General features: G+C 68.2%; 25 protein-coding genes. 16 read left to right on the forward strand and 9 right to left on the reverse strand.

Annotated features, from left to right (window positions below):
- Positions 1 to 4: 4 nt before the first annotated feature.
- The 3 genes from ilvC to V5F68_RS12155 all read right to left on the reverse strand — a co-directional run bounded on the left by ilvC (position 5) and on the right by V5F68_RS12155 (position 3717).
- Positions 5 to 1024, reverse strand: coding sequence for a ketol-acid reductoisomerase (gene ilvC / locus V5F68_RS12145; protein WP_348844864.1), 1020 nt, complete (start codon positions 1022 to 1024; stop codon positions 5 to 7).
- A gap of 249 nt (positions 1025 to 1273) precedes the next feature.
- Positions 1274 to 1789 (reverse strand): acetolactate synthase small subunit, encoded by a 516-nt coding sequence (gene ilvN, locus V5F68_RS12150; protein ID WP_348844863.1) that lies wholly within the window; start codon positions 1787 to 1789, stop codon positions 1274 to 1276.
- A 167-nt stretch (positions 1790 to 1956) separates the two neighbouring features.
- Positions 1957 to 3717 carry an acetolactate synthase 3 large subunit gene (locus tag V5F68_RS12155; RefSeq protein WP_394014975.1) on the reverse strand — a complete coding sequence of 587 codons (1761 nt, stop codon included), beginning with the start codon at positions 3715 to 3717 and terminating at the stop codon, positions 1957 to 1959.
- A gap of 402 nt (positions 3718 to 4119) precedes the next feature.
- On the opposite strand from V5F68_RS12155, the gene V5F68_RS12160 reads away from it, so the two are divergent.
- The 7 genes from V5F68_RS12160 to lpxK all read left to right on the forward strand — a co-directional run bounded on the left by V5F68_RS12160 (position 4120) and on the right by lpxK (position 10075).
- Positions 4120 to 4614 (forward strand): hypothetical protein, encoded by a 495-nt coding sequence (locus V5F68_RS12160; protein WP_394014976.1) that lies wholly within the window; start codon positions 4120 to 4122, stop codon positions 4612 to 4614.
- A gap of 10 nt (positions 4615 to 4624) precedes the next feature.
- On the forward strand, positions 4625 to 5593 hold the full coding sequence (gene ubiA, locus V5F68_RS12165; RefSeq protein ID WP_394014977.1) for a 4-hydroxybenzoate octaprenyltransferase: 969 nt from the start codon (positions 4625 to 4627) through the stop codon (positions 5591 to 5593).
- Between the two features lie 141 nt (positions 5594 to 5734).
- Complete coding sequence (locus V5F68_RS12170) at positions 5735 to 6574, forward strand: 3'(2'),5'-bisphosphate nucleotidase CysQ (protein WP_394014978.1); 840 nt, start codon at positions 5735 to 5737, stop codon at positions 6572 to 6574.
- A gap of 27 nt (positions 6575 to 6601) precedes the next feature.
- Entirely contained in the window at positions 6602 to 6850 is a 249-nt protein-coding gene (locus V5F68_RS12175) for a DUF4170 domain-containing protein (RefSeq protein ID WP_394014979.1), read from the forward strand.
- A gap of 194 nt (positions 6851 to 7044) precedes the next feature.
- Entirely contained in the window at positions 7045 to 7749 is a 705-nt protein-coding gene (locus V5F68_RS12180; RefSeq protein ID WP_394014980.1) for a lysophospholipid acyltransferase family protein, read from the forward strand.
- Positions 7746 to 9038: a 3-deoxy-D-manno-octulosonic acid transferase gene (locus V5F68_RS12185; RefSeq protein WP_394014981.1), complete on the forward strand. Its 1293-nt coding sequence runs from the start codon at positions 7746 to 7748 to the stop codon at positions 9036 to 9038. The genes V5F68_RS12180 and V5F68_RS12185 overlap by 4 nt, the downstream gene beginning before the upstream one ends.
- Positions 9038 to 10075 (forward strand): tetraacyldisaccharide 4'-kinase, encoded by a 1038-nt coding sequence (lpxK, locus tag V5F68_RS12190; protein WP_394014982.1) that lies wholly within the window; start codon positions 9038 to 9040, stop codon positions 10073 to 10075. The genes V5F68_RS12185 and lpxK overlap by 1 nt, the downstream gene beginning before the upstream one ends.
- Here the strand turns inward: lpxK and V5F68_RS12195 are convergent.
- Both V5F68_RS12195 and xseA read right to left on the reverse strand, forming a co-directional pair.
- Positions 10047 to 10274 (reverse strand): DUF2093 domain-containing protein, encoded by a 228-nt coding sequence (locus V5F68_RS12195; RefSeq protein ID WP_348845273.1) that lies wholly within the window; start codon positions 10272 to 10274, stop codon positions 10047 to 10049. The genes lpxK and V5F68_RS12195 overlap by 29 nt on opposite strands.
- Positions 10275 to 10354: 80 nt before the next feature.
- The gene (gene xseA / locus V5F68_RS12200) at positions 10355 to 11974 is read right to left on the reverse strand and encodes an exodeoxyribonuclease VII large subunit (protein ID WP_394014983.1); all 1620 of its coding nucleotides are present in this window, start codon (positions 11972 to 11974) and stop codon (positions 10355 to 10357) included.
- Between the two features lie 132 nt (positions 11975 to 12106).
- Here xseA and purD point away from each other — a divergent pair, with 132 nt between their 5' ends.
- Positions 12107 to 13363 (forward strand): phosphoribosylamine--glycine ligase, encoded by a 1257-nt coding sequence (gene purD, locus V5F68_RS12205; protein ID WP_394014984.1) that lies wholly within the window; start codon positions 12107 to 12109, stop codon positions 13361 to 13363.
- A gap of 97 nt (positions 13364 to 13460) precedes the next feature.
- On the forward strand, positions 13461 to 14360 hold the full coding sequence (locus V5F68_RS12210) for an alpha/beta fold hydrolase (RefSeq protein ID WP_394014985.1): 900 nt from the start codon (positions 13461 to 13463) through the stop codon (positions 14358 to 14360).
- Between the two features lie 124 nt (positions 14361 to 14484).
- Here V5F68_RS12210 and V5F68_RS12215 read toward each other — a convergent pair whose 3' ends face one another.
- On the reverse strand, positions 14485 to 14913 hold the full coding sequence (locus V5F68_RS12215; protein ID WP_394015173.1) for a nucleoside deaminase: 429 nt from the start codon (positions 14911 to 14913) through the stop codon (positions 14485 to 14487).
- 66 nt (positions 14914 to 14979) lie between these two features.
- Here V5F68_RS12215 and V5F68_RS12220 point away from each other — a divergent pair, with 66 nt between their 5' ends.
- Positions 14980 to 17253, forward strand: a complete 2274-nt coding sequence (locus tag V5F68_RS12220) for a pseudouridine synthase (protein ID WP_394014986.1) — start codon at positions 14980 to 14982, stop codon at positions 17251 to 17253.
- 25 nt (positions 17254 to 17278) lie between these two features.
- The gene (gene rsmD, locus V5F68_RS12225) at positions 17279 to 17827 is read left to right on the forward strand and encodes a 16S rRNA (guanine(966)-N(2))-methyltransferase RsmD (protein WP_394014987.1); all 549 of its coding nucleotides are present in this window, start codon (positions 17279 to 17281) and stop codon (positions 17825 to 17827) included.
- Here the strand turns inward: rsmD and V5F68_RS12230 are convergent, their stop codons facing one another.
- Complete coding sequence (locus V5F68_RS12230; protein WP_394014988.1) at positions 17828 to 19003, reverse strand: pyridoxal phosphate-dependent aminotransferase; 1176 nt, start codon at positions 19001 to 19003, stop codon at positions 17828 to 17830.
- 283 nt (positions 19004 to 19286) lie between these two features.
- On the opposite strand from V5F68_RS12230, the gene V5F68_RS12235 reads away from it, so the two are divergent.
- The 5 genes from V5F68_RS12235 (at position 19287) to accC (ending at position 24109) form a co-directional block, all read left to right on the forward strand.
- Complete coding sequence (locus V5F68_RS12235) at positions 19287 to 20708, forward strand: M48 family metalloprotease (protein WP_394014989.1); 1422 nt, start codon at positions 19287 to 19289, stop codon at positions 20706 to 20708.
- Between the two features lie 30 nt (positions 20709 to 20738).
- Positions 20739 to 21503 (forward strand): DsbA family protein, encoded by a 765-nt coding sequence (locus tag V5F68_RS12240; RefSeq protein ID WP_394014990.1) that lies wholly within the window; start codon positions 20739 to 20741, stop codon positions 21501 to 21503.
- A 162-nt stretch (positions 21504 to 21665) separates the two neighbouring features.
- Positions 21666 to 22109: a type II 3-dehydroquinate dehydratase gene (aroQ, locus tag V5F68_RS12245; RefSeq protein ID WP_394014991.1), complete on the forward strand. Its 444-nt coding sequence runs from the start codon at positions 21666 to 21668 to the stop codon at positions 22107 to 22109.
- Positions 22110 to 22173: 64 nt separating this feature from the next.
- Positions 22174 to 22647, forward strand: coding sequence for an acetyl-CoA carboxylase biotin carboxyl carrier protein (gene accB / locus V5F68_RS12250; protein WP_394015174.1), 474 nt, complete (start codon positions 22174 to 22176; stop codon positions 22645 to 22647).
- Between the two features lie 97 nt (positions 22648 to 22744).
- Positions 22745 to 24109 carry an acetyl-CoA carboxylase biotin carboxylase subunit gene (gene accC / locus V5F68_RS12255; protein WP_394014992.1) on the forward strand — a complete coding sequence of 455 codons (1365 nt, stop codon included), beginning with the start codon at positions 22745 to 22747 and terminating at the stop codon, positions 24107 to 24109.
- Between the two features lie 30 nt (positions 24110 to 24139).
- Here the strand turns inward: accC and V5F68_RS12260 are convergent, their stop codons facing one another.
- Both V5F68_RS12260 and V5F68_RS12265 read right to left on the reverse strand, forming a co-directional pair.
- A complete protein-coding gene (locus V5F68_RS12260) occupies positions 24140 to 24574 on the reverse strand; it encodes a DUF1810 domain-containing protein (protein ID WP_394014993.1) in 435 nt (144 codons plus the stop codon).
- Between the two features lie 52 nt (positions 24575 to 24626).
- Positions 24627 to 25964 carry an ABC transporter ATP-binding protein gene (locus V5F68_RS12265; protein ID WP_394014994.1) on the reverse strand — a complete coding sequence of 446 codons (1338 nt, stop codon included), beginning with the start codon at positions 25962 to 25964 and terminating at the stop codon, positions 24627 to 24629.
- Between the last annotated feature and the right edge of the window lie 6 nt (positions 25965 to 25970).

The following is a 25970-nucleotide window of genomic DNA, read 5'->3' on the forward strand; positions in this document are numbered from 1 at the left end:
CGGCTCAGTTCTTGGTCTTGTCCACCAGCGCCTTGGCCTTGATCCAGGGCATCATGGCGCGCAGCTTCTCGCCGACTTCCTCGATCTGGTGGGCGTTGGCCTTGGCGCGGGTGGCCTTGAACGAGGTCTGGCTGACCTTGTTCTCCAGCATCCAGTCGCGGGTGAACTTGCCGCCCTGGATGTCGGCCAGAACGCGCTTCATCTCGGCCTTGGTCTCGGGCGTGATGATACGCGGGCCGGTGACGTACTCGCCATATTCGGCGGTGTTCGAGATGGAATAGTTCATGTTGGCGATGCCGCCCTCATAGATGAGGTCGACGATCAGCTTCACTTCGTGCAGGCACTCGAAATAGGCCATTTCGGGGGCATAGCCCGCCTCGACCAGGGTCTCGAAGCCGGCGCGGATCAGCTCCACGAGGCCGCCGCACAGCACCACCTGCTCGCCGAACAGGTCGGTCTCGCACTCTTCCTTGAAGGTGGTCTCGATGATGCCGGCGCGGCCGCCGCCGATGGCGGAGGCATAGGAGAGGCCGAGGTCATGGGCATTGCCCGAGGAATCCTGGGCGATGGCGATGAGGGTCGGCACGCCGCCGCCGCGCTGGTATTCCGAGCGTACGGTGTGGCCGGGGCCCTTGGGGGCGATCATCAGCACGTCGAGATCCTTGCGGGCCTCGATCAGATTGAAGTGGATGTTGAGGCCGTGGGCGAACAGCAGCGCCGCGCCGGTCTTCATGTTGTCGTGCAGGCTTTCCTTATAGATGTCGGCCTGCAGCTCGTCGGGGGTGAGCATCATCACCACATCGGCCCATTTGGCGGCCTCGGCGGGCGACATCACCTTGAAGCCTTCGGCCTCGGCCTTCTTGGCGGTGGCGGAACCGGGGCGCAGCGCGACCACGACATCCTTGACGCCGGAATCGCGCATGTTCAGCGCATGGGCATGGCCCTGGCTGCCATAGCCGACGACGGCCACCTTCTTCCCCTTGATGAGGTTCAGGTCGGCGTCACGATCATAATAAACGCGCATCATTCTCTCCTGTTGGGCGTTTCTTGGATTGTTCGAACTCAAGGCGGAAGGCGGGACCCACCATCGAGACGGGCCGTAATGGACGAAGGGCCGGCGCGACCTGGCTTGCGGCGGCGCGCAGACCCCTCACACCATTCGACGGCTTTCTTTTCGGCCCTCAGGTATCCCAGCCCCTCGCATCAGCGCAAGCGCAGCCTCGCATGGCCGAGGGCGGAGCCCTGCGGCAAGCGCGGCGGCCGGCGCTCCGCCTCACATGGCCTCCGGTCCGCGGGAAATGGCGACGATGCCGGTGCGCGACACCTCCACGAGGCCGAGCGGCGTCATCAGCACCGCAAACTGGTCGATCTTGTCGGACTTGCCGGTGATCTCGAACACGAAGCTCTCGGTGGTGGCGTCGATCACGCGGGCGCGGAAGGCCTCGGCGATGCGCAGCGCCTCGCTGCGGGCGTCCCCGGTGCCGCGCACCTTCACCATGGCCAGCTCGCGCTCGATGGAGGTGGCCTCCACCGTCAGGTCGCGCACCCGGTGCACCGGCACCAGGCGGTCCAGCTGGTTGCGGATCTGCTCGATCACCATGGGCGTGCCGGTGGTGACGATGGTGATGCGCGAAAGATGGCCCTCGTGGCTCACCTCGGACACGGTGAGGCTGTCGATATTATAGCCGCGCCCGGAAAACAGGCCGATCACGCGGGCGAGCACGCCCGGCTCGTTGTCCACCAGGACGGAGAGCGTGTGGCGTTCGATGCGTTCGGGAGGATGGGACATTTGGGTGTCTCTGATCAGGCGAGTCCCCTCTCCCGCTTGCGGGGAGGGTCAGGGAGGGGGCCGGCCAAAGGCCGGAAAAGGCGGGTTGGGATGAGGGTGCGTCTGCCCCCTCCCCAGCCCTCCCCCGCACGCGGGAGAGGGAGTTGCGTCGCATGCGGCCGAAGCCCTCACACCAGCATCTTGCCCTCGTCGGTGATGGCATCGTCGAGATCCACCGCCATGTCGCCGAGGATCATCTCGTTATGGGCGCGGCCCGACGGGATCATGGGGAAGCAGTTCTCCTGCTGGTCCACGATGCAGTCGAAGATCACCGGCCGCTTGATGTCGATCATCTCGGCGATCGCCGCATCCAGATCGGCCGGCTTGTCGCAGCGGATGCCGACGCCGCCATAGGCTTCCGCCAGCTTCACGAAGTCCGGCAGGGCTTCCGAATAGGAATGGGCGTAGCGCCCGCCGTGCAACAGCTCCTGCCACTGGCGCACCATGCCCATGTAGCGGTTGTTCAGGATGAAGATCTTGATCGGCAGCTCGAACTGCACCGCCGTGGACATTTCCTGCATGTTCATCAGGATCGAGGCTTCGCCCGCAATATCCACGCACAGCGCGCCGGGATGGGCGATCTGCGCGCCGATGGCGGCGGGCAGGCCATAGCCCATGGTGCCGAGGCCGCCGGAGGTCATCCAGCGGTTCGGCTCCTCGAAGCGGAAGAATTGCGCCGCCCACATCTGGTGCTGGCCCACTTCGGTGGAGATGTAGACGTCCTTCTCCTTGGTGGCCTCATAAAGCCGCTCGATGGCGTATTGCGGCTTGATGATGTCCGTGCCCTGGCGATAGGCGAGGCTGTTGCGGCCGCGCCAGCGGTCCACCTGCTTCCACCACAGATCCAGCGCGTCGCGGTCGATGTGCTTGTCCTTCGCCTTCCATTCGGCGACGAGGGCCTCCAACACCTTGGTGCAGTCGCCAACGATCGGCAGGTCCACCTTGACGTTCTTGTTGATGGACGAGGGGTCGATGTCGATGTGGATCTTCTTGGAATTGGGCGAGAACGCATCCAGCCGCCCAGTGATCCGGTCGTCGAAGCGCGCGCCGATGCACACCATCACGTCGCAGCCGTGCATGGCCATGTTGGCTTCGTAGGTGCCGTGCATGCCCAGCATGCCGAGCCATTGCCGGCTCGCCGCCGGAAACGCGCCGAGGCCCATCAGGGTCGAGGTGACGGGCACGCCCGTGAGACGCGCCAGCTCGCGCAGCGCGCGGCTCGCCTGCGGCCCGGAATTGATGACGCCGCCGCCGGTATAGAAGATAGGCCGCTTGGCGCCGGCAATCATCTCCACCGCCGCCGCGATCTTGTCGCCATCGCCGACCAGCTTCGGCCGGTAGGTCTTATGCTGGATGTTCTCGCGGCCGACATAGGTGCCGGTGGCGAACTGCACGTCTTTGGGAATATCGACGACCACCGGGCCGGGCCGGCCGTTCTGCGCCACGTAGAAGGCTTCGTGCAGCACGCGCGCGAGGTCGTTCACGTCGCGGACGAGATAATTGTGCTTGGTGCAGGGGCGCGTGATGCCGACGGTGTCGCATTCCTGGAACGCGTCATTGCCGATCAAATGGGTCGGCACCTGCCCGGTGATGCAGACGATGGGGATCGAATCCATCAGCGCGTCGGTGAGGCCGGTGACCGCATTGGTGGCGCCGGGGCCGGAAGTGACGAGCACCACGCCCACCTTGCCGGACGAGCGGGCATAGCCCTCGGCCGAATGCACCGCCGCCTGCTCGTGGCGCACCAGGATGTGCTCCACCTGGTTCTGCTGGAACAAGGCATCGTAGATCGGCAGCACGGCGCCGCCGGGATAACCGAACAGATGGTCGACACCCTGATCGGCCAGCGCCTGCATGACCATTTCGGCGCCCGTCATTTCCCTGCTCATCTCATCCACTCCTCTGCGCCCGTGCCGAGGGCATCCGCGCGCTTTTGTCCTTCACCCGTCGGCCGTCCGCTGGAAACCGATCCAGACGGCGGCCCAGAAACGACGAAGGGGCCCGAAGGCCCCTCGTCACGCGCCACCAGATCCCGCAGCAGCAATCAAGCTGCTCCGCCGGTGGCGCTCCTGCGTACAAGGATGGTAACGATCTTGCGCATGACTGCACATAGCCTTCCAAAAGTTGCGTGAACCTAGCCGCGCACGAAATCTCCGTCAAGGCGCCCTGCCACTTTTTTGTGACGCGCGCGCAAGGAAGCGCCATTGTTCGGCCTTCGCCCCGATATTGCCCAATCTTTCGTGGCAATATAAGGGGGAAAAGCTGGATCAGCAGCCGCTGCGGAAGACCTCATGCTCTTGAACACCAAATGCGCGCGCCTGTCGGCGATCACTTTCGCCCTGTTCCTGACCGGGGCCGGCGCCGCCCGTGCAGACTGCCAGACCGATTTCAACACTCTGCGTCAAGAGATGGAAGAGAAGGGTCAGGCGCTCCAAGCCGCCGGCAAGCGCAAGGCGCCGCCGCAGGAATTGTGCGGCCTGTTCCGCACCTATACGGCGGTCGAAGGCAAGCTCGCGAAATACCTCGCGGACAATAAGGACTGGTGCCAGATCCCCGACCAGGCCGTGAACTCCGCCAAGGCCAACAACACCAAGACCGCCGCGTTGCGTGACAAGATCTGCGCCGCTGCCGCCTCCGGCGCCGCCGGTGGCGAGGCGGGCGGCAAGCCCCCGCCGCAGGGCTCCATTTCCAGCGCGCTGGGCGTTACCACCGGATACGTTCCCGGCCAGAATTCAAAGGGCGGCGGCGTTTTCGATACATTGAACGGCAACGCCCTCGGCAAGTGAGGCGCGCCGTATGACCAGTTGGGGTGGAGAGGGCGCTGTCGCACCGGTTGCTGATGCGCCCGCCAACAATTGGGTCGATCGCTACGCGCCGGCGCCGATACGACCTTATCTGCGTCTCGCGCGCGCCGACCGTCCCATCGGCAGCTGGCTTCTGGTGCTGCCCTGCTGGTGGTCCACGGCGCTCGCCGCCATCGCGGCCGGCCAGCCCTATCCCGACCCGACGCTGCTTCTGCTGTTCGCCATCGGCTCCGTGGCCATGCGCGGCGCGGGCTGCACCTGGAATGACATTCTCGACCGCAAGATCGACCGCAAGGTCGCCCGTACCCGCAACCGTCCGCTGGCCTCCGGCCAGATCGGCCTGCCGGCCGCCTTCGCCTTCCTGATCTTCCAGTGCCTCATCGGTTTCGCGGTGCTGCTCTCGCTCCCGCGCTTCGCGGTCATCACCGGCATCGCCTCGCTCGGGGTGGTGGCCATCTATCCCTTGATGAAGCGCATCACCTCGGTGCCCCAGCTCGCGCTCGGCATCGCCTTTTCCTGGGGCGCGCTGATGGGCTGGGCGAGCGTGTTCCGCAGCATCGAGGACCCGGCGCTCCTGCTGTTCGCCGGCTCGGTCTGCTGGGTGTTCGGCTATGACACCATCTATGCCCATCAGGACCGGGAGGACGACGCCATCGTCGGCGTGCGCTCCACCGCACTCCTGTTCGGCCGGCGCAGCTGGATCGCCCTCGCCGTGTCCTATGTCGCGACGCTGATCCTGTTCGCCATGGCCCTGGTTTCGGCCGGGGCGGGCGTGTTCTCGGCCCTCGGCCTCGTCGCTTTCGCCGCCTATCTGTTCATCCAGGTGAAGCGGCTGGACATCGACAATCCCGACCGTTGCCTGGCCCTGTTCAAGTCCAATCGGGATGCGGGCCTGGTGCTGTTCGTCGCCCTCGCGCTCGATGCAGCGCTACAGCATGCGGTCGCCATCGGCCTGCTCTGACCCTCGCGCGGCCGCCGGGGCGGGCGGCGGCATCACCGGATTGTGCACCGCACGCTGAATATTGGGCAGTGCGCCAATTCCGGTCCGGGATGGGCCGATCTCCGCTTGCGCCGAAAGCCACCTCCGCCTATTGCCTGCCCCATGAGCCTGCTTGATCCCCCGGCCGCGACCGGTTCGTCCGAACCGGCGATCGAGGTGCCCGCAATCGCGGCGCGCCATCTCGCCGACGCTGTTGCGGCAGCCGGCGCGGTTGCGCTTGCCATGTTCCGCAACGGCGTCACCAGCTGGACCAAGGACAATGATTCCCCGGTCACCGAGGCCGACATCGCGGTGGACCGGTTCCTCCGCGAGCGCCTGAGCGCGCTGGCGGACGATTATGGCTGGCTGTCCGAGGAAAGCGCCGATTCCTCCGAACGCCTCGGCGCCCGCCGGGTGTGGGTGGTCGATCCCATCGATGGCACGCGCGGCTTCATGGCCGGCGGAGCCGACTGGGTGGTCTCGGCCGCTTTGGTGGAAAACGGGCGCCCCATCGCCGGTGCCCTGTTCGCGCCGGTGTCCGACGAATTGTTCGTCGCCTCCCTGGGCGGCGGGGCGACGCGGAATGGAGCGGCGATTGCCGCCGGCGCCCGCGTCGCGGTGGGCGGCTCCGTTGTCGCGGGTCCCACCTCGATTCTCGATCGGGTCGCCCGGCACACCAGCGTCACCCGGCCGCCGCGCCTGCGCTCGCTGGCCCTGCGGCTCGCCCGCGTCGCCACTGGCGAGCTGGACATCGCCCTCGCCCATGGCAACAGCGCGGATTGGGACATCGCCGCCGCCGACCTGATCGTGCACGAGGCGGGCGGGCTGCTGACCGGCCTGGATGGCACGCCGCCGATCTATAACGCACCCGTTCCGCTCCACCGCCCTCTGGTCTGCGCGGGACCCCTGCTTCACGCCGAAACCCTCGCGCTCGCGCAACGCGAGTTCGGGGCCATCTTCTGACCGTCACCGCCGGGGAACGTTGACACCATGACCACTTCTTCCGAACCGAAACAATTGCTGCACCTCGTTTTCGGGGGCGAGTTGAAGGAGCTCGACGGCGTCGAGTTCAAGGATCTGTCGAAGGTCGACATCGTCGGCATCTATCCCGACTACGCGAGCGCCGCCGCTGCCTGGCGCGCGAAGGCCCAGCAGACCGTGGACAATGCCCTGATGCGGTATTTCGTCGTCCATATGCATCGCTTGCTGGACCCCGATACCCACACGCCGGGCCAATAGAGGCGCAATCTTCCCACCAGACCTCAGCTTAGGCTTTGCGGCCGGGCCAATGCCCGGCGGCGCTTGCGTCTGGCGGTATCATAAGGGTAATACTTCCCCGCCCGTCCAAAGTATGAACCCTTCGGGGTTTGTGGGTCTCGTTCGCGTTCCTGCCGGGAACCGCACCCACACAAGGAGCAGGACGCTTTTTGAGCATGTGGCGCCGTCTTCGCACGAACCGTGGCTTCCAGATCGCCGCCGGCACGACCTTCGCGTCCTATTTCGCGCTGGTGGCCCGCACAACGCGTTTCGACGTGGAGCCCGCGGACATCTACGAGCGCATCGATGCACACCTGCCGCTGATCATGACCTTCTGGCATGGCCAGCATTTCCTCACCCCCTTCATCATGAAGCCGCACCATCAGGCCAAGGTGCTGATCTCGCGCCACGCGGACGCCGAGATCAACGCCATCGCGGCCCAACGGCTCGGGGTCGGCACCATTCGTGGCTCGGGGGCAACCTCGCCGGGGGATTTCCATCGCAAGGGCGGCGTCTCGGCCACCTATGCCATGATCGAAACCCTGCGCGAGGGTATCAATGTGGCCATGACCGCAGACGTGCCGAAGATCGCCCGCCGCGCCGGCCTTGGCGTGATCACCATCGCGCGCCATTCCGGCCGGCCGATCCTGCCGATCGCCATGGCCACCGCCAACCGCATCGTCCTGAAGAGCTGGGACAAGGCCAGCCTCAACCTGCCGTTCGGGCGCGGGGCGGCGGTGGTCGGCGACCCGATCTTCGTCGATCGCGACGTGGACGAGGCCGGCATGCAGGCGGCACGTGCGCAATTGCAACGCAGCCTCGAGACCATCACCGCCCGGGCCGAGGCGATGGTCGGCCGCCCGCAGGGGGCGCCGGCATGAAGGGCATCCGCCTGCCGGTTCCGCTGCGCCTGTATCGGGGCGTCACGTCTGCGGCAGCGCTGCTCACCCCCGCCTGGCTCAGCTACCGCGTGGGCAAGGGCAAGGAAGATCCCGCGCGCCTCTCCGAACGCCGCGGCATCGCCAGCGCCGCCCGCCCGCGCGGCCCGTTGATCTGGGTGCATGGCGCGAGCGTCGGCGAGATCGTCTCCGTTCTGCCGCTGATCGAACGACTGGCGGGGCGCGGCTATGGCATATTGCTCACCTCCGGCACGCTGACCTCCAGCCGCATCGCGGCCCGGCGGGCGCACCCATCGGTGATCCACCAATTCATGCCGCTGGACGCCCACCGCTTCGTCGGCCGGTTCCTGGATCATTGGAAGCCGGACCTCGTACTGCTCGCGGAATCGGAATTGTGGCCGAACCTCATGAGCGAGCTCGGCCGCCGCAACACGCCTTTGGTGCTGGTGAACGGGCGCCTCTCGCGCCGCTCGGCGGAGCGCTGGGCGCATCTGCCGAAGAGCGCGCGCGCGCTGCTCTCGCGGGTCGATCTCTGCCTTGCGCAGAGCCGCGACGACGCGGTGCGCTTCAAGGCGCTCGGCGCGCCGCGCGTGGAAGTGGTGGGCAATCTCAAGTTCGACGCCCCCGCCCCGCCCGCCGACGCCAAGACGCTCGACCGCATGAGTGCGGAATGCGGCGATCGCCCGATCTTCCTCGCCGCCTCCACTCATCCCGGTGAGGAAGAAATCGTACTCGCCGCCCACCGCCGGCTGGCGGAGGAATTTCCCGACCTCCTCACCATCATCGCCCCGCGCCATCCCGAGCGGGGCGCGGAGGTGCGCCTTCTCGCCGAGGCGGCCAATCTGGCGGCGGCGCAGCGCAGCGACGGCTATCTGCCGGACGCGGGAACCGACATCTATGTCGCCGACACCATCGGCGAGCTGGGCCTGTTCTATCGCCTCGCCCCCGTGGTGTTCATGGGCGGCTCGCTGGTGCGCCATGGCGGGCAGAATCCCATCGAGCCCGCCAAGCTCGGCTCGGTCGCCCTGCACGGCCCCCATGTGTGGAATTTCGGCTCCATCTACGCGCGGCTCGACGAGCGCCACGGCGCGGCCCTGGTGCAGAATGACGGCGACATCGCCCAGTGCGTCTCCGCGCTGCTGTTCGACGGTTCTCTCCATGCGCAGACCGCCGCCGCTGCCCGCCAGGTGGTGGATCAGCTCGGCGGCGCCCTGGACCGCACGCTCTCGGCCATCGAGCCGTATCTCCTCCACATTCGCCTCGCGCGCTGATGTTCGCCCGGGCGCCCGCCTTCTGGTCGCACCCGCGCTCCCTCGCCGGCCTGCTGCTTGCGCCGGTCGGCTGGATCGTCGGCGCGGTGACGTTGCGCCGGATGGCGCAGCCCGGCGTCGCGGTGGACGTGCCGGTGATCTGCGTCGGCAATCCCACGGTAGGCGGTGCGGGCAAGACGCCCACCGCCCTTGCGCTGCTCGGCCGGCTGAAGGCGCGCGGCGCCACGCCCTTCGCCCTGCTGCGCGGCCATGGCGGGCGCGAAGCCGGCCCGCTGCTGGTGGACCTCGCCCGCCACGATGCCGCGGCCGTGGGGGATGAAGCCCTGCTCCTGGCCCAGGCGGCCCCTACGGTCGTTTCGCGCGACCGGGTCGCCGGGGCGCGGCTCGCGGTGGCGCAGGGCGCCTCGCACATCGTGATGGACGACGGGTTTCAGAACCCCTCCCTGCACAAGGACGCCAGCCTGCTGGTGGTGGACGGCGCGGCCGGGCTCGGCAATGGGCGCGTGCTTCCTGCGGGCCCGCTGCGCGCGCCCTTCCCCGGCCAGGCGGCGCGGGCGGATGCGCTGTTGGTGGTCGGTCCGGGAGAGGCCGGAAAAGCGGTGGCCGCGCGAGCCGCGGGGCGGCTGGAGGTTCTGCGCGGCAAGCTTGTGGCGGACGCCGAGGATGCCGCCGCGCTCGCCGGCCGGCGCATCTTCGCCTTCGCCGGAATCGGGCGGCCGGACAAATTCTTCCGGACCCTGCGCGACCTCGAGCTCGACGTGGTGGAGAGCCAGGCGTTTGCGGATCATCATCCCTACACGCCCGCCGATCTTTCCACCCTCCACCGCGAGGCGGAGGCGGGCGGGCTGTGCCTGGTGACCACCGCGAAGGATGCCGCCCGGCTTGGCGCGCAAGGCTTTGACGAGGTGCGCGCGCACCTCCGCATCCTGCGGGTGGGGTTGGAGCTGGATGGCGCTCAGAGCTTCGATGCGCTCATCGCGCTGGCGCAGACACGCGCCGCGCGCAGGCTCAGCCCTGCTGGCGGCGGAGCTGATTGACGCGCGTCAGCACCGCCTGCGGGTCGGCATAGGCTTCCTGCAGGTCGACGCTCCAATAGCGCAACTCGTCCAGCGCGATCCCCTGGCCGGTCACGGCACAGCGCACGAAGGTGCCGGGGCGCACAATGCGGAATTCGCCATCCAGATAGCGCAGCTCGGCTTCGCCATTGCCTTCGGGAAAGCGCTCGAATCTGTTCATCACGGTTAAAACAAGGCCTCATCTAGCCGGGTCAACATAAGCCCAACCGCCGCCGACCGAAAGAGCCGTTGCATCCATTGTCAAAGGTCGAACAGGCCGGGCTGGGATTTTGCCTTGTCGCCACCGCGCGTGCGCGCCGACTTGGGCCGTGCCGGCGGGGCAACGGTCGGCCCGCCGGTGGGCGGAAGCGGAGGGGCGCCGGCACCATTCGCCACCACGCCGACGCGCCCGTCGGCGAATTCCAATTCCAGCGCCGCGCCGTGTGCGATCGCCCCGGCCGTGCGCACGGCCACGCCCTGCGCATCGCGCACCAAAGCGAAGCCGCGCTTTAGCACGCCCTTATACGACAAGGCGCCCAACACCTGCGCGGCGCTCGAAAGCTGGCGCCGCCGCTCGCGCAGCAGGATGCGCGCCGCCCTGCTCGCGCGATCGCCGAGCCCTTCCAGCCGATCCCGATTGCGGGCGATGTGGACCCGCTGCGCGCGGCGGGCCGCATCGAGCCCGGCTCCGATGGCGGAAAAGCGCTCGCGCTTGCGCTCCACCGCCCGCCGCAGGCAGCGCTCAAGATTCGTGCCGAGGCTCGCGTTGCGCTCGCGCGCCCGTTCCAAACGCGCCTTCAAGCTTGAGGGGGACAGCCGCGCGCTGGCCTTCTGGAACTGGATGCGATGGGCGAACGCATTGGCGCGCAACGCGCGCGGCAGGCGGCCCGATGCCGCATCGAGCCGCTGGCGGGGAATTGCCAAAAGTGCATCGGCGGAAGGCAGCAGGCGCGCGAGACCGCGCAATTCGCCGCGCCGGCGCTCCAGCAGGCGCAAGGGCGCGGCCATGAGCCGGCCGCCAAGCCCTTCCACCGCCACCAGCAGATCCGCCCGCACCGGCACCACCATCTCGGCGGCGGCGGTGGGGGTCGGCGCGCGCACGTCGGCGGCAAAATCGATCAGCGTCACGTCGGTCTCATGGCCGACAGCGGAGACGAGCGGGATCGCGCTTTCGGCGGCGGCGCGCACCACCGCTTCCTCGGAAAAGCCCAGCAGGTCTTCCAGCGATCCGCCGCCGCGCGCGACGATAATCACGTCCGGTCGCGGCACCGGTCCATCGTGCGGCAAGGCGTTGAAGCCACGAATGGCGGCGGAGACCTCGGCGGCGCAGGTATCGCCCTGCACCCGCACCGGCCAAACGACGACCCGGCGCGGAAAACGATCCGCGAGCCGGTGCAGGATGTCGCGGATGACGGCGCCGGTGGGCGAGGTGACGATGCCGATGACGTTCGGCAGATAGGGCAGCAGCGTCTTGCGCGCGGGATCGAACAGGCCTTCGGCGGCGAGCCGGCGCTTGCGCTCCTCCAGCATCGCCATGATGGCGCCTGCGCCAGCGAACTCCAGGGATTCGATAATGATCTGGTAGCCCGACTTGCCGGGATAGGTGGTCAGCCGCCCGACGGCGATCACCTCCAGCCCCTCTTCAGGCCGCAGCTTGAGGCGGGCGAAATTGCCCTTCCACACCACGGCATCGAGCCGGGCCCCGTCGTCCTTCAGCGAGAAATACGCATGGCCGGAGGAATGCGGGCCGCGGTAACCGGAAATTTCGCCCCGCACGCGGACATGGCCATAGGCATCCTCCACCGTGCGGCGGAGCGCGGCGGAGAGTTCCGAAACGCTCCATTCGGGAGCATTGGCATGGGGTTCGGGCAGTTGGACCATCGACTCACATCGCTGCATACGATCTTGGCAAGAGCATAGCGGCATCATCTCATATGCGGCGAGCGCAATGCCTCCCCCCTTGTTTGGAAGCCCGCAAGTCGATAGCGAAGTTAAAAAGGGAGATGACGCCGCATGAATGTGCTTCTGCTCGGTTCCGGTGGCCGCGAGCATGCCCTCGCCTGGAAGCTCGCGCAGAGCCCTAGCATCGCTCAGCTCTATGCCCTGCCGGGCAATCCCGGCATCGCGGATCATGCCGAGCTGGTGGAAGGCATAGCGCTCTCCGCCCACGACACCCTGGTGACGTGGTGCAAGAAGAACGGCATCGAGCTGGTGGTGGTGGGCCCCGAGGCGCCCCTGGTGGCGGGCCTGGTCGATCGCCTGGCCGAGGCCGGCATCCCCGCCTTCGGCCCCACGGCCGCCGCCGCCCGCCTGGAAGGGTCCAAGCTCTTCACCAAGGAATTGTGCCGCGCCCACGGCATTCCCACCGCCGCCTTCGCCCGCTTCACCAAGCCGGAAGCCGCCTGGGCCTACGTGACCACCGAAGGTGCGCCCATCGTCATCAAGGCCGACGGCCTGATGGCCGGCAAGGGCGTCGTGGTGGCGCTGACGGTGGAAGAAGCCATTGCCGCCATCGACCAGGTGTTCGCCGGCGGCGGGCAGGAAGTGCTGATCGAGGAATTCATGGAGGGCGAGGAGGCCAGCCTCTTCTGCCTCGTCGATGGCGAGACCGTCATTCCCTTCGGCAGCGCGCAGGACCACAAGCGCGCCTTCGACGGCGACCTCGGCCCCAACACCGGCGGCATGGGCGCCTATTCCCCGGCCCCGGTGCTGACCGCCGAGCTGGAAGCGCGGGCGATCGCGGAAATCGTCGTGCCCACGGCACGCGCCATGGTGGCCGAGGGCAGCCCCTATCGCGGCATCCTCTATGCCGGCCTCATGCTGACGCAGAGCGGGCCGAAGCTGGTGGAATACAATTGCCGGTTCGGCGATCCGGAATGCCAGGTGCTGATGCCGCGCCTGGAGAGCGATCTCCTCGCCCTGCTCAACGCCGCCGCCCACGGCGAACTCGCGGGCGCCGCGCCGCAATGGTCGCCCAAGAGCGCCATCACGGTGGTCTACGCCAGCCGCGGCTATCCCGGCCCGCACCAGACCGGCTCGGAGATCCGCGGCATCGAGGACGCCGAAAAGGAAGAGGGCGTGATCGTCTTCCAGGCCGGCACCAAGCGCTCGGGCGCCAAGATCGTGTCCAACGGCGGGCGCGTGCTGAACGTCACCGCCATCGGCGATACGCTGCGCGAGGCCCGTGACAAGGCCTATCGTGCCGCCACCCGCATCGATTGGCCGGACGGCTTCTATCGCAACGACATCGGCTGGCGCGCGCTCGACTGAGCGGCCCTTCGCGCCGGTGGGCGGGGCTCTGGCCCCAGCCGTCCGGCCGTGCCACCTTCGGCGCTTCCAATGCCGCCCTCCCGCGCGGAGCATGCTCATGCCCGATCTCGTCGACCTGTTTCCCGGCTTCTCGTCCCATAATGTGGATACGCCCGCCGGGCGCCTGTTCGCGCGCACCGGTGGAGAGGGGCCGCCGCTGCTGCTGCTGCACGGCTATCCGCAGACCGGCGTCATGTGGCATCGCCTCGCGGGGGAGCTGGCCAAGACCCATCGCCTGGTGATCCCGGACCTGCCCGGCTATGGCTGGAGCGCCGCGCCCGCACCCGGCAAGGACCATGCGCCCTATTCCAAGCGCGCCACCGGCGCCGCCCTGGTTTCGCTCATGGAGACCCTCGGCCATGCCCATTTCGCGCTGGCGGGCCACGATCGCGGGGCGCGGGTGGGCTATCGGCTGGCGCTCGATGCCCCCGGGCGGGTGGACCGGCTCGCGGTGCTGGACATCGTGCCGACACTCGCCATGTGGCACGGCATGGACCGGGCGCGCGCGCTCCAGGTGTATCATTGGGCGTTCCTCGCCCAGCCTTATCCGCTGCCGGAAACCCTGATCGGCGGCAATCCGCGCTTCTATCTCGACCACACCCTGGCAAGCTGGACCGCGGCGAAGGATCTTTCCGCCTTCGATGCGCGGGCGCTCGCCCATTATCGCGCCGCCTATGCCTCGCCGGACCATATCCGCGCCATGTGCGAGGATTATCGCGCCGGCGCCACCATCGACCTTGCCCATGACGAAGCCGACCTTGCCGCCGGCCGGGTGATCGAATGCCCGGTGTTCGCGATCTGGGGCGCACACGGGATTCCGAGCCGGGGCGTCACCCCGCTGGACGCATGGCGGGTGTTCGCGCCGAAGATCGAGGGGCAAGCCGTGGAGGCGGGGCATTTCCTGTGCGAGGAAAATCCCGAGGCGACGCTGAAGGCGCTGCAAGGCTTCCTGGGCTGAAAGCGCTACGCTTGGGGTGAAGCTGCGGGCATCGCGCTTTGAGCCGGCGTCGCGCCCTTGTGCCCCCCTCACCCGCCTGCTGCGCGGCCGACCTCTCCTCCACGGGGAGAGGTGAGACCGCGCTTCAGCGCCGGTCCTTGAAAAACGCGCGCAGCACGTCCGCCGCCTGCCGCTCGGCGATGCCGCCATAGACTTCGGGTGCGTGATGGCAGGTCGGCTGGGTATAAAAGCGCGGGCCGCTCTCCACCGCGCCGCCCTTGGGGTCGGGCGCGCCATAATACAGCCTGCGGATGCGGGCGAATGAGATCGCGGCTGCGCACATGGCGCACGGCTCCAGCGTCACATAGAGATCGCAGGACAGCAGGCGCTCGGCGCTGAGCACCTTGGCCCCGGCGCGCAGCACCTGCATTTCCGCATGCGCCGTGGGATCGGCCAATTCGCGCGTGCGGTTGCCGTCGCGGGCGACCACGGTCGAGCCGCGCACCAGAACCGCGCCGACCGGCACTTCGCCCCGTTCGGCCGCCGCGCGCGCCTCATTGAGCGCCATCTGCATGAAAGTCTCGCCCAACCCGCGCTCCTGCACCTCGTGTCGCCGCACGGTTCGTGCTATCGGCCTTCCATGCCCCGTACACAACCTCCCCGCAAGGACAAGAACCGCGTCCCGCGCGACAAGCGCGCGTTGCCGCAGGCCAAGACCAATGACGCCGAGCGCGTCGCAAAGGTGATCGCACGCGCAGGCCTCGGCTCGCGGCGCGAGATCGAAACCTGGATCGAGGCCGGGCGGATCGCCGTCAACGGCATCGTCCTCACCAGCCCCGCCTTCACCGTGACGGAGAAGGATTCCATCCAGGTGGACGGCCAGCCGCTGCCGGAGCGCGAGCGCACCCGCCTTTACCTCTACCATAAGCCCAAGGGCGTGGTGACCACCAACCGCGACCCGGAAGGCCGCACCACTCTGTTTGAAATCCTGCCGAAGGGCCTGCCGCGCCTCGTCAGCGTCGGCCGGCTGGATCTCAATTCCGAAGGCCTGCTGCTTCTCACCAACGACGGCGGCCTGGCCCGCGCGCTGGAGCTGCCGGAAACCGGATGGCTGCGCCGCTATCGCGTGCGCGCCAATGGCGCCATCGACCAGGCCAAGCTCGACGCCCTCATGGGCGGCATCACGGTGGAAGGCATCGAATATGGCCCCATCGAAGCCACGCTGGACCGCGTGCAGGGCGCCAATGCCTGGATCAGCGTTTCCCTGCGCGAGGGCAAGAATCGCGAAGTGCGCAACGTGCTCGCCGCCCTCGGCATGCGCGTGAACCGGCTGATCCGCGTGTCTTACGGACCGTTCCAGCTGGGCGACGTGCCCGAGAACGGTATCGAGGAGGTGCGCACGCGCATCCTGCGCGACCAGCTGGGCGAGGAACTTTCCGCCGCCGCCGGGGTGGATTTCGACGCGCCCATGTTCGAGCGCGCCATGGAGGAAGCCCAGCGCTTCGTCCCGCGCGCCGAGGATCTGGACGATCGCCCGGTCCGCCGTGGCCCCGCGCGCCGCGAGACCGTGGCCGTGCGGCACGATACGGAAATCGAGCATCGCGGCCGTTCGCGCCATCCCCATGGCGATGGGGACAGCGAAGGCGGCGCGTTCCGTGTGCGCAGCCGCCGCAAGGACGAGCGCGAAACCGTCAGCGCCGGAACCGTCGCCGACCGCAAGGGCCGGCAGGTGAAGGTGGAACGTTTCGTGCCCGAACCGCAGGACGATCGCCCCGCGGAGCGTTTCGATGCCCGCGGCCCGGCACGGCGTGGCGCCGGCCCGAAGTTCGGCGCACGTCCGCCCCGCGCCGAAGGCGGCCGGGACGGTGCGCCGGGGCGTGGCCCGCGACGGGAAGGCGCCGGTGGAGCGCCACATAAGCCGATCTTTGGCCGCGGCCGCCCGGAAGGTGCTGAACGTGGCGTCCGCCGCGAGGAGGGCACCGAACGCGGTTTCCGCCGCGAAGGTGGCGCCGGCAAGCCGGGCGGTTTCCGTTCCGATCGGGCGGAGCGCCCCAAGCCCTTTAGTGCCGACCGGCCGGAGCGCGCCCCGCGCCGCGACGACCGCCCGGCCTATGACGACAAGCGCCCGCCCCGCCGCGAAGGCGGTGCCGGCAAGCCGGGCGGCTTCCGCTCGGACCGCGCGGAGCGCCCCAAGCCCTTCAGCGCCGACCGGCCCGAGCGCGCGCCGCGCCGCGACGACCGGCCGGGCTATGACGACAAGCGCCCGCCCCGCCGCGAGGGTGGCGCCGGCAAGCCGGGCGGCTTCCGCTCGGACCGCGCGGAACGTCCTCGCCCCTTCAGCGCCGACCGGCCGGAGCGCGCCCCGCGTCGCGATGAGGCGGGCCGCGGCCAGCGCCCGCGCGGCGGCTTTGCCGAGCGCGGACGTGGCTCGGAAGACGTCGGCTTTTCCGGTGCCCGGCCCCAGCGGCCCGACGCGCCGCGGGGCCGTGGCAGCTTCGGCGATCGCCCGCCGCGCGAAGGCAATGAGCGCGGTGGACTCGGTGGCGGCAAAGCGCGTAGCGCCTACGGGACGGACAAGCCGCGCGGCGCTTATGGGACAGAAAAGCCACGCGGCGCCCATGGCACCGACAAGCCGCGCAGCGGCGGGGGCCCGCGTGGCGAGGCGGGTGCGGAACGTCCGCGCGGTGCATTCGGCGCCGGCCCGGGGCGTGAACGCCCCGCCGGCAAGCCCGGCTTTGCCGGTGGTCGGCCGCGCGCCGGGGGTGGCGAAGGGGGCGAGCGCGCCGGCTTCCGGCCCGGCGGCAAGGCCGGTCCTGGCGGCCCCAAGCGGCCCGGCTTCGGCGGTCCGAAAGGCGGCTCCCGTCCCGGCGGCGCGCCGCGTGGAAAGCCCCCCGGCCCGCGCAAGCGGGACTGAGGGGCAGCTTCAAGGGTGATGCAGCATGCGCATCGTCGGCGGCCTTCATCGCGGACGGGCTCTGAAAAGCCCGTCCGGCAGCGCCACGCGCCCCACCACGGACCGGCTGCGCGAGGCGCTCTTCAACGTGCTCGCCCACGCCTATGACGACGCGGCCGACGGCGCGCGCGTGCTGGACCTGTTCGCCGGCACCGGCGCGCTGGGCCTGGAAGCGCTCTCGCGCGGCGCCGCCTTCGCCTTGTTCGTGGAGGATGCGGTGGAGCCGCGCGCAGTCATCCGCACCAATGTGGAAACCTTGGGCCTCACCGGGGTGACGCGCATCTTCCGCCGCGACGCCACCAAGCTCGGCGCCATGGGACCGGGCGAACCCTATTCGCTGGTGTTCTGCGACCCGCCTTATGGCAAGGGGCTCGCGGAGCTAGCCCTGGCCTCGGCGCGGACCGGCGGCTGGCTCGCGCCGGACGCCCTGCTGGTGGTGGAGGAGAAGGCCGGCGCCTTCGTGGCGCCCGAAGGCTTCCGCGAGCTGGAGCGCCGCCGCTATGACGAGACCGAGCTGACCTTCCTCTCGGCCTGACTACTCTGCCTTGAGGAACGCGCCGATGCGCTCCACCGCCTCGCGCATGTCCGCGGCCGAACCGGCATAGGAAAAGCGCAGGAACTGGCGGCCCCGGAACGGGTCGAAATCCACACCCGGCGTCACCGCCACCTGCACCGCATCCAGCATGCGCGAGGCGAAGGCGTGCGAATCGCCGGTGAAGGCGGAAATGTCGGCGTAGAGGTAGAAGGCACCGTCGGCGGGCAGGAAATGGTGCAGCCCCACGCGCGGCAGCCCCTCCACCAGGATGCGGCGGTTCTCCTCATAGCCGTGCTTGACCGCCTCCATCTCCGCGCGCCCGTCGAAGGCGGCCTCGGCGGCGACCTGCGAGAGCGTCGGCACCGAGATGGAGAAATTCTGCTGCAAGCGCTCCATGGTGCGCGACAGGACGGGCGGCACCACCATCCACCCCACGCGCCAGCCGGTCATGCAGAAATATTTCGAGAAGGAATTGATGACCACCGCATCCTCGGCGATCTCGGCCGCGCTCACCGCCGGAAACGCATAATCGAGGCCGTGATAGATCTCGTCCGATACGAAGCGCAGATTAAGGTCGCGGGCGCAGGCCATCAGCGCGGTGAGGGCGTCGCGGTCCATCATGGTGCCGGTGGGGTTTGCGGGGCTCGCCACCAGCACGCCTTTGAGCGGCTTTTCCCGGTGCGCGGCGATCAGGCTTTCCGGCGTCAGGGCGAATCGGTCCTCGGCGCGGGTTTCGATCAGCACCGGCTCGCAGCCGAGCGCAGAGAGCACGTGCCGGTAGGGCGGATAGCCCGGCGCCGCGATGGCCACCCGGTCACCGGCCTCGAACAAGGCGAGAAAGGCGAGGATGAAGCCGCCGGACGAGCCGTTGGTGACAACCACCCGCTCGGGATCGAGCGTGAGGCCATGCACCTCGCCATAATGCCGCGCGATGCGCGCGCGCAGCGTGGGAATGCCGAGCGCGGCCGTATAGCCCACCTGCCCGGCCTGAAGAAATGCCGCAGCCGCATTGCGCGCGCTCAGCGGCGCGGGGGCCGCCGGCTGGCCGACTTCCAGATGGATCACCCGCGCGCCCGCCCGTTCCAGCCGCGCGGCATGCTCCATCACGTCCATGACGATGAAGGGCGCCACTTCGCTGCGGGCGGAGGCCAATTTGAACTCAGACGCGAGACCCATGATTCAATCCTGCCGTGCGGGCTTTTGCCGTGGCGCGCCGCCGCGCTGTCGCCGCAATCGCGCGTTGGGTAAGGGCTCGTCGCCCCAACGTGAACGGGGGTGCATTGACCGCAAGCGCCGGCCCGTGTTCCTTCGTTTCGTACCGTGTCGGCTCGCGCCCGCCAAGGGTGCAGGTGACTGTGCAGAGCGCCTGTACGCAGGGGCTATGCGCTGGGGCTGGGCGAGGCGAGGCCCTCCGGTTTGAAACGAAAGTGAGCACGCGCGTTCCATGAGCTCGACGGCTATGCCTTTCCGTCCCGTGTCCGGCCCGGCGCAGCGCCTGGCCGGAGCATTCGGCCATGGCCTCGCTCTCCTCGCCGCCGTCCTGTTCTGCGCCCCCACGGTCAAGGCGCAGGAAAGCAGCGCGAAACCCCGCTCCCAGATCATCCGCGACGCCGAAATCGAGGAATTGCTGCGCGACTACACCCGCCCGGTGCTCAAAGCCGCAGGGCTGGCGCAGCAGAATGTGGAAGTTGTGCTGATCGGCGACCGCAGCTACAACGCCTTCGTGGCCGACGGGAAGCGCATCTTCGTCAATGTGGGCGCCCTGATGGACGCGGACACGCCGAACCAGATCATCGGCGTGCTCGCCCACGAAACCGGCCATATCGCCGGCGGCCATCTCGCACGCATGCGCGAGCAGATCGCCGGTGCGCAGACCATGGCCATCGTCGCCATGCTGCTGGCCGGCGCCGGCGTCGCGGCGGGGGCGGCCACCGGCTCGAGCGGCATCGGCAGCGCAGCCGCCGGCGCCATCACCGCGCCGCAGGAGATGATCCGCCGCTCGCTCTTGTCCTATCAGCGCGGCGAGGAACAGGCGGCCGATCGCTCCGCGGTGAAATATCTCAACGCGACCCAGCAGTCTGCGAAGGGCATGATCGAGACCTTCCAGCGCTTCCAGAACGAGCAATTGTTCATCAGCCAGCGCGTCGATCCCTATCTGCTGAGCCATCCCATGGCGCGCGAGCGCATCGCCGCGCTTGAGGAACTGGCCAAGGCCAGCCCCTATTACAACGCCAAGGACCCCCCAGCCCTGCAGGCCCGTCACGACATGATGCGGGCGAAGCTCTATGGCTTCGTCGAGCGGCCCGACGTGGTCTATCGGCGCTATCCGCTGAGCGATACCTCCCTGCCCGCGCAATATGCACGCGCCATTTCTGCCTATCGCTTCGGCAATGTGAATGATGCGGTGGCCAAGATCGACGCGCTGGTCGCCAAGCAGCCGTCCAACCCCTATTTCCAGGAATTGAAGGGTCAGGCGCTGCTGGAGGCCGGCCGCGCCGGCCAGGCGGTGCCGCCGCTGAAGCAGGCGGTGAGCATGACCAACGGCAATCCGCTGATCCGCGCCATGCTGGGACAGGCCCTCGTCCAATCTGGCAATCCGGCCTATACGGACGAGGCGATCCGGGAATTGTCGTTCGCCACCCAGCGCGACCCCAATTCCGCCACGGGATGGCGCTCCTTGGCGGAGGCCTATGGACGCAAGGGCGATCTCGCCAATGCCGACCTGGCGGCGGCGCAGGCGGCCTTCGCTTCCGGCGATTTCAAGACCGCGCGGGAGCTTGCCGCCCGTGCCCGTACACGCTTTCCCCAAGGTACCCCCGGCTGGCTGAAATCCGACGACATCGTCAATTTCAAGCCGCCCGCCACCGCCCAGCGTCAATAGACGCCGATACTGACTGGACTGGAGATTTCGATGCTGTCCCGCCTTGGCCCGCGCGCCGCCCTTGTCGCCTTCGCCGCGCTCGCGCCGGCTCTGGCCCTCGTCACGCCCGCAGCCGCCTTCACGGATGCCGAGAAGGCCGAGATGGGCCCGATCATCCGGGACTATCTGCTGAAGAACCCGGAGGTGCTCCAGGAAGCCATCACCGTGCTGGAAAGCCGCCAGCAGCAGGCGGAAAGCGCCGGCCGCAAGGACGCGCTGGCGAAAATGAAGGATCTGGTCTTCAACAGCCCGCGCGGCGTCGTGGTCGGCAATCCCAAGGGCGACGTCACCCTGGTCGAGTTCTTCGATTACAATTGCGGCTATTGCAAACACGCGCTGAGCGACATGAACGCCCTCATGAAGGCCGATCCGAACTTGAAGATCGTGCTGCGCGAATTCCCCGTGCTTGGCCCGGGCTCGGTCGAGGCCGCGCAGGTGGCGGTGGCGGTGCGCATGGTGGCGCCGGAGAAGTATCTGGCCTTCCACGAAGCGCTGCTCGGCGGCAAGGGCCAGGCTGATCGCGCCCGCGCGCTGGCTGCGGCGAAGGAAGTCGGCATCGATCCGGCGCTGATCCAGAAGCAGGCCACCTCTCCTGAACTGAATGCGACCCTCGATGAAAGCATGAAGATCGCCCAGGCGCTCGGCCTCAACGGCACGCCGAGCTTCATCGTCGGCGACGACGTGATCGTGGGCGCGGTCGGCTTCGACAAGCTGAAGAGCGCGGTCGATGCGGTGCGCAAGCCGGTTGCCAATTGAGGCCTCCGCATTTTTGCGCAGGACTGGGCCTGAACGACGCGCCGCGCCCCCGCGCGGCGCGCTTCGGCGGTGTATTGCGCGCAACGGCGCTTTTCATGTCGCACCGGGACCCCTATAACCCCGTGGCCCGGCTTGGCCGGGTTCACGGCTGAACGGTCACGGATGCCCGATACCATCCACGTCCTCAACGGACCCAATCTCAATCTGCTCGGCACGCGGGAACCCGCGATATATGGCGCCGCGACGCTCGCGGACGTCGAGGCGCTGTGCCGTGCCGCCTGTGAGAGCCACGGTTTGGACCTCGTGTTTCGCCAGACGAACCACGAGGGCACGCTGGTGGAGCATATCCAGGAGGCACGCGGCGCCTGCGGCATCGTGCTGAACGCGGCGGCCTACACCCACACCTCGGTTGCGGTGCGCGACGCCATTGGCGGTTGCGGCGTGCCGACGGTGGAAGTGCACCTCTCCAACGTGTTCGCCCGCGAAGACTTCCGCCACCATTCCTATATTTCCCCGGTTGCGCGCGGGGTGATCTGCGGCTTCGGCCCGCAGAGCTACGTGCTCGGCATCGCGGCCCTCGCCGCAGGCCGGACCAAACCCGCATGACCCGCACGAACATCCGCAAGGAGCCCTTGTGCGGCCGCCCAGGCCACACGATCGCAGGACCATGATGAAACCCACCAAAACCCCCATCGACACCGCGCTGGTGCGCGAAATCGCTAAGCTTCTGTCGGAGACGGACCTCACCGAGATCGAGGTCGAGCAGGACGCGCTGCGCATCCGCGTGGTGCGCACCCCTGCCGCCGTCACCATCGCCGCGCCGGCCGCCAACTATGCCCCGGCCCACGTCGCCCCCGCGGCGGCGACGGAAGCGGCGCCGCTGCCTGCGGCCACCGACTTCTCGAAGCACCCCGGCGTGCTCTCCTCGCCCATGGTTGGCACGGCCTATCGCGCCTCCGAGCCGGGCGCCCCCGCCTTCGTCGAACTGGGCGCAGTGGTCAAGGAAGGCCAGACCGTCCTCATCATCGAAGCCATGAAGACCATGAATGCCATTCCGGCCCCGCACGCGGGCACGGTGACGCGCATCCTGGTGGAGAACGGCCAGCCGGTGGAATATGGCGAGCCGCTGATCGTCATCGAGTGAGCGCGCGCCGCGGCGCGCGCGGCTGGCCGGATCGGCGTTCGTCCGTTCCGTTCCATCCGTTTAAAGACCAGTTTCAGGTGAAAGCAGGCATCCTCAGATGTTCCAGAAAATCCTGATCGCCAATCGCGGCGAGATCGCCTTGCGCATCCTGCGGGCCTGCAAGGAATTGGGGATCGCCACCGTCGCCGTGCATTCCACCGCCGATGCCGACGCCATGCATGTGCGCCTCGCCGACGAGAGTGTGTGCATCGGCCCGCCCTCGGCGCGCGACAGCTATCTCAACATCCCCTCCCTGCTCGCGGCCTGCGAGATCACGGGCGCGGACGCGGTGCATCCGGGTTACGGCTTCCTGGCGGAAAACGCCCGGTTCGCCGAGATCCTGGCGGACCACAAGATCCATTTCATCGGTCCCAAGGCGGAGCATATCCGCATCATGGGCGACAAAATCGAGGCCAAGCGCACCGCGCAACGCCTCGGCATCCCGGTGGTGCCCGGCTCGGAGGGCGGCATCCATTCGGATGAGGAAGCCCACCGCGTCGCCAAGGAGATCGGCTTCCCGGTCCTGGTGAAGGCCGCGGCCGGCGGTGGCGGTCGCGGGATGAAGGTGGCGATGACCGAGGAGGATCTCTCCACGGCGCTCTCCACCGCCCGCACCGAGGCCAAGGCGGCCTTCGGCGACGATGCGGTGTATCTGGAAAAATACCTGTCCACCCCGCGCCATATCGAGATCCAGGTGCTGGGCGACGGCAAGGGCCATGCGGTCCACCTCGGCGAGCGCGACTGCTCGCTCCAGCGCCGGCACCAGAAGGTGTGGGAGGAGGCGCCCTCCCCGGCGCTCACCGCCGAGCAACGCCAGGAGATCGGCGAGACCGTGGCCAAGGCCATGCGCGAGCTGAAATATCTCGGTGTCGGGACGGTGGAATTCCTGTACGAGAACGGGAAGTTCTACTTCATCGAGATGAACACCCGCATCCAGGTGGAACATCCCGTGACCGAGATGGTCACCGGCATCGACCTGATCAACGAGCAGATCCGCGTCGCCGCCGGCGAGCCGCTCACCATCCAGCAATCGGATGTGGTGATCGAGGGCCACGCCATCGAATGCCGGGTGAATGCCGAGCATCCGAGCACCTTCCGCCCCTCGCCCGGCCGCATCACCCATTATCACGTGCCCGGCGGGCTCGGCATCCGCGTCGATAGCAACGCCTATCAGGGCTATGTCATTCCGCCCCATTACGATTCCCTGGTGGGCAAGCTGATCGTCCACGGCAAGACGCGGGCCGAATGCCTGAATCGCCTGCGTCGGGCGCTGGACGAGTTCGTGGTGGACGGCATCGACACCACCTTGCCGCTGTTCCGCGTGCTGGTGCGCACCCACGACATCGCGGAAGGCAAGTACGACATCCATTGGCTGGAGCATTTCCTGGCCGAGGGCGAAGGCTCCGACAAGCCGGCGCGCTGAGCCCCCCGGCCGGGCCGATCGCCCGGCCGCTCAGTCGGACCCGAGCAGAGCGAGCGTCGCCGGGTCCGGATGCCCGCCGAAATGCCGCTGCAGCGCCGCGCTGAAGACGCTGTCGCCCACCTCTGCCGCCTTGGCGAACATGGTCATGCAGGAGTGGAATTTCAGATCGTCGGGCGTGCCGAAAATGGCCGATATGCTGCGCCCGTCATGGGCCTCCACCGCCTGCGTGCAGGCGATGAGACGGGCACCGAGCACGGGGTGCGCCAGATAGGCGCGCGCTTCCGCCAGGGACGAGATGCCGTAGAAATCGGCTGCGGGCGAATGTCCGAGCCCGCGCATCTGCGGAAACACGAACCACATCCAATGGCTGCGCTTGCGGCCGGCCCGAAGCTCGGCCAGCGCCTGCTCGATCACGCCGTCCTGGGCTTCCACGAAGCGGGCGAGGGAAACTCTATCCTGTGCCATGCGCCCTCCTGCTTTGAGGGCGCGGGCTCTGCGTCACGGCTTGGCCGCCCGCTCAATCCTCCTCGCCCAGGCTGAACTGCTGCAATTGCTCGTCATAGGCGAAGCTCTCACCGTAACGTGCCCAGGTGATGACCGCGCGCAGGGATTCGTCCGCGAATTCCTCCGACATATGATCTTCCAGCTCGTCCTCGAAGCGCGACCAGGGCGCCTTGTGGCTCGGCCGCTCCTCCAGCACATGGCGGATGTGGGCCGCGAGCGGCACGTGGGCGAGCAGATGCTTGGAGAACAATTCCTTGCGGTCGTCCACATCGGCCTCGACGAACGCCCGCCCGGCGTCGGTGAGCAGAATGTCGCCGCTCTCCACATCGGCGAACCGTAGGATCTGGAGCGTTTCCGCGATTGGGAACAGCGCGTCCGCCGGCATGTTGAGGCTGTCGGCCAGCGCCGGCAGATCCGCCCGCCCGTTATAGGGCGCGTCGGTCAGCTCTTCGAGCAGGCCCGCGAGCACGTTGGTGGACACCGCCGTGAGCGGCGTGGTGATGGTGATCTCCTGACCCTGGCCCTGTTGTGCACCCGGCTTGTTCAGCTCGGCGCCGGGGCCGTCGCGATTGGTCATGCGCGAATAGATCTCCTCCACCAGCGCGCGGAACTCGGGGGCGAGGCGATCGCGCGGATGGGCGAGCGGGATCGGCATCTCGTGCGCCACCCGGCCGGGATTGGAGGAGAAGATCAGGACGCGGTCGCACATCAGCACCGCTTCCTCGATATTGTGGGTCACGATGAGGATCGACTTGATGGGCAGCGCCCCTTCGGTCCACAGGTCGATGATGTCCGTGCGCAGGGTCTCGGCGGTCAGCACGTCGAGGGCCGAGAAGGGCTCGTCCATGAGCATCAGGCGCGGATGCACCACGAGTGCGCGGGCAAAGCCCACGCGCTGGCGCATGCCGCCCGACAATTCCTTGGGATAGGCGCTCTCGAACCCGCCCAGGCCGATCAGGTCGATGGCCTGCTCGGCGCGGCGGCGGCGCTCGGCCATCTCGATGCCGATGGCCTCCAGGCCGATCTCCACATTCTGGAGCACCGTCAGCCAGGGAAACAGGGCGAAGGTCTGGAACACCATGGAGATGCCCTGGGCCGGCCCGTCCAGCTTGCGGCCGCACCACGTCACCTCGCCCGAGACCGGCGTGGTGAGGCCGGAAATGATGCGCAGCAGAGAGGACTTGCCCGAGCCCGAGCGGCCAAGCAGCCCGACGATCTCGCCTTCCCGGATCGAAAGCGAGACATCGTCCAGAACCAGGAAGCGGTTGTTGTCGCTCTTGCGATACGACTGGACCACATGGGACACCGACAGCATCGGCGTGGTCGCGACCGGGGACGTGGTTTCGAGCATGGAGGG

Origin of the sequence: Roseixanthobacter pseudopolyaromaticivorans (assembly GCF_043195145.2) — a bacterium.
In the GTDB taxonomy this organism is placed as follows: domain Bacteria; phylum Pseudomonadota; class Alphaproteobacteria; order Rhizobiales; family Xanthobacteraceae; genus NCEH01.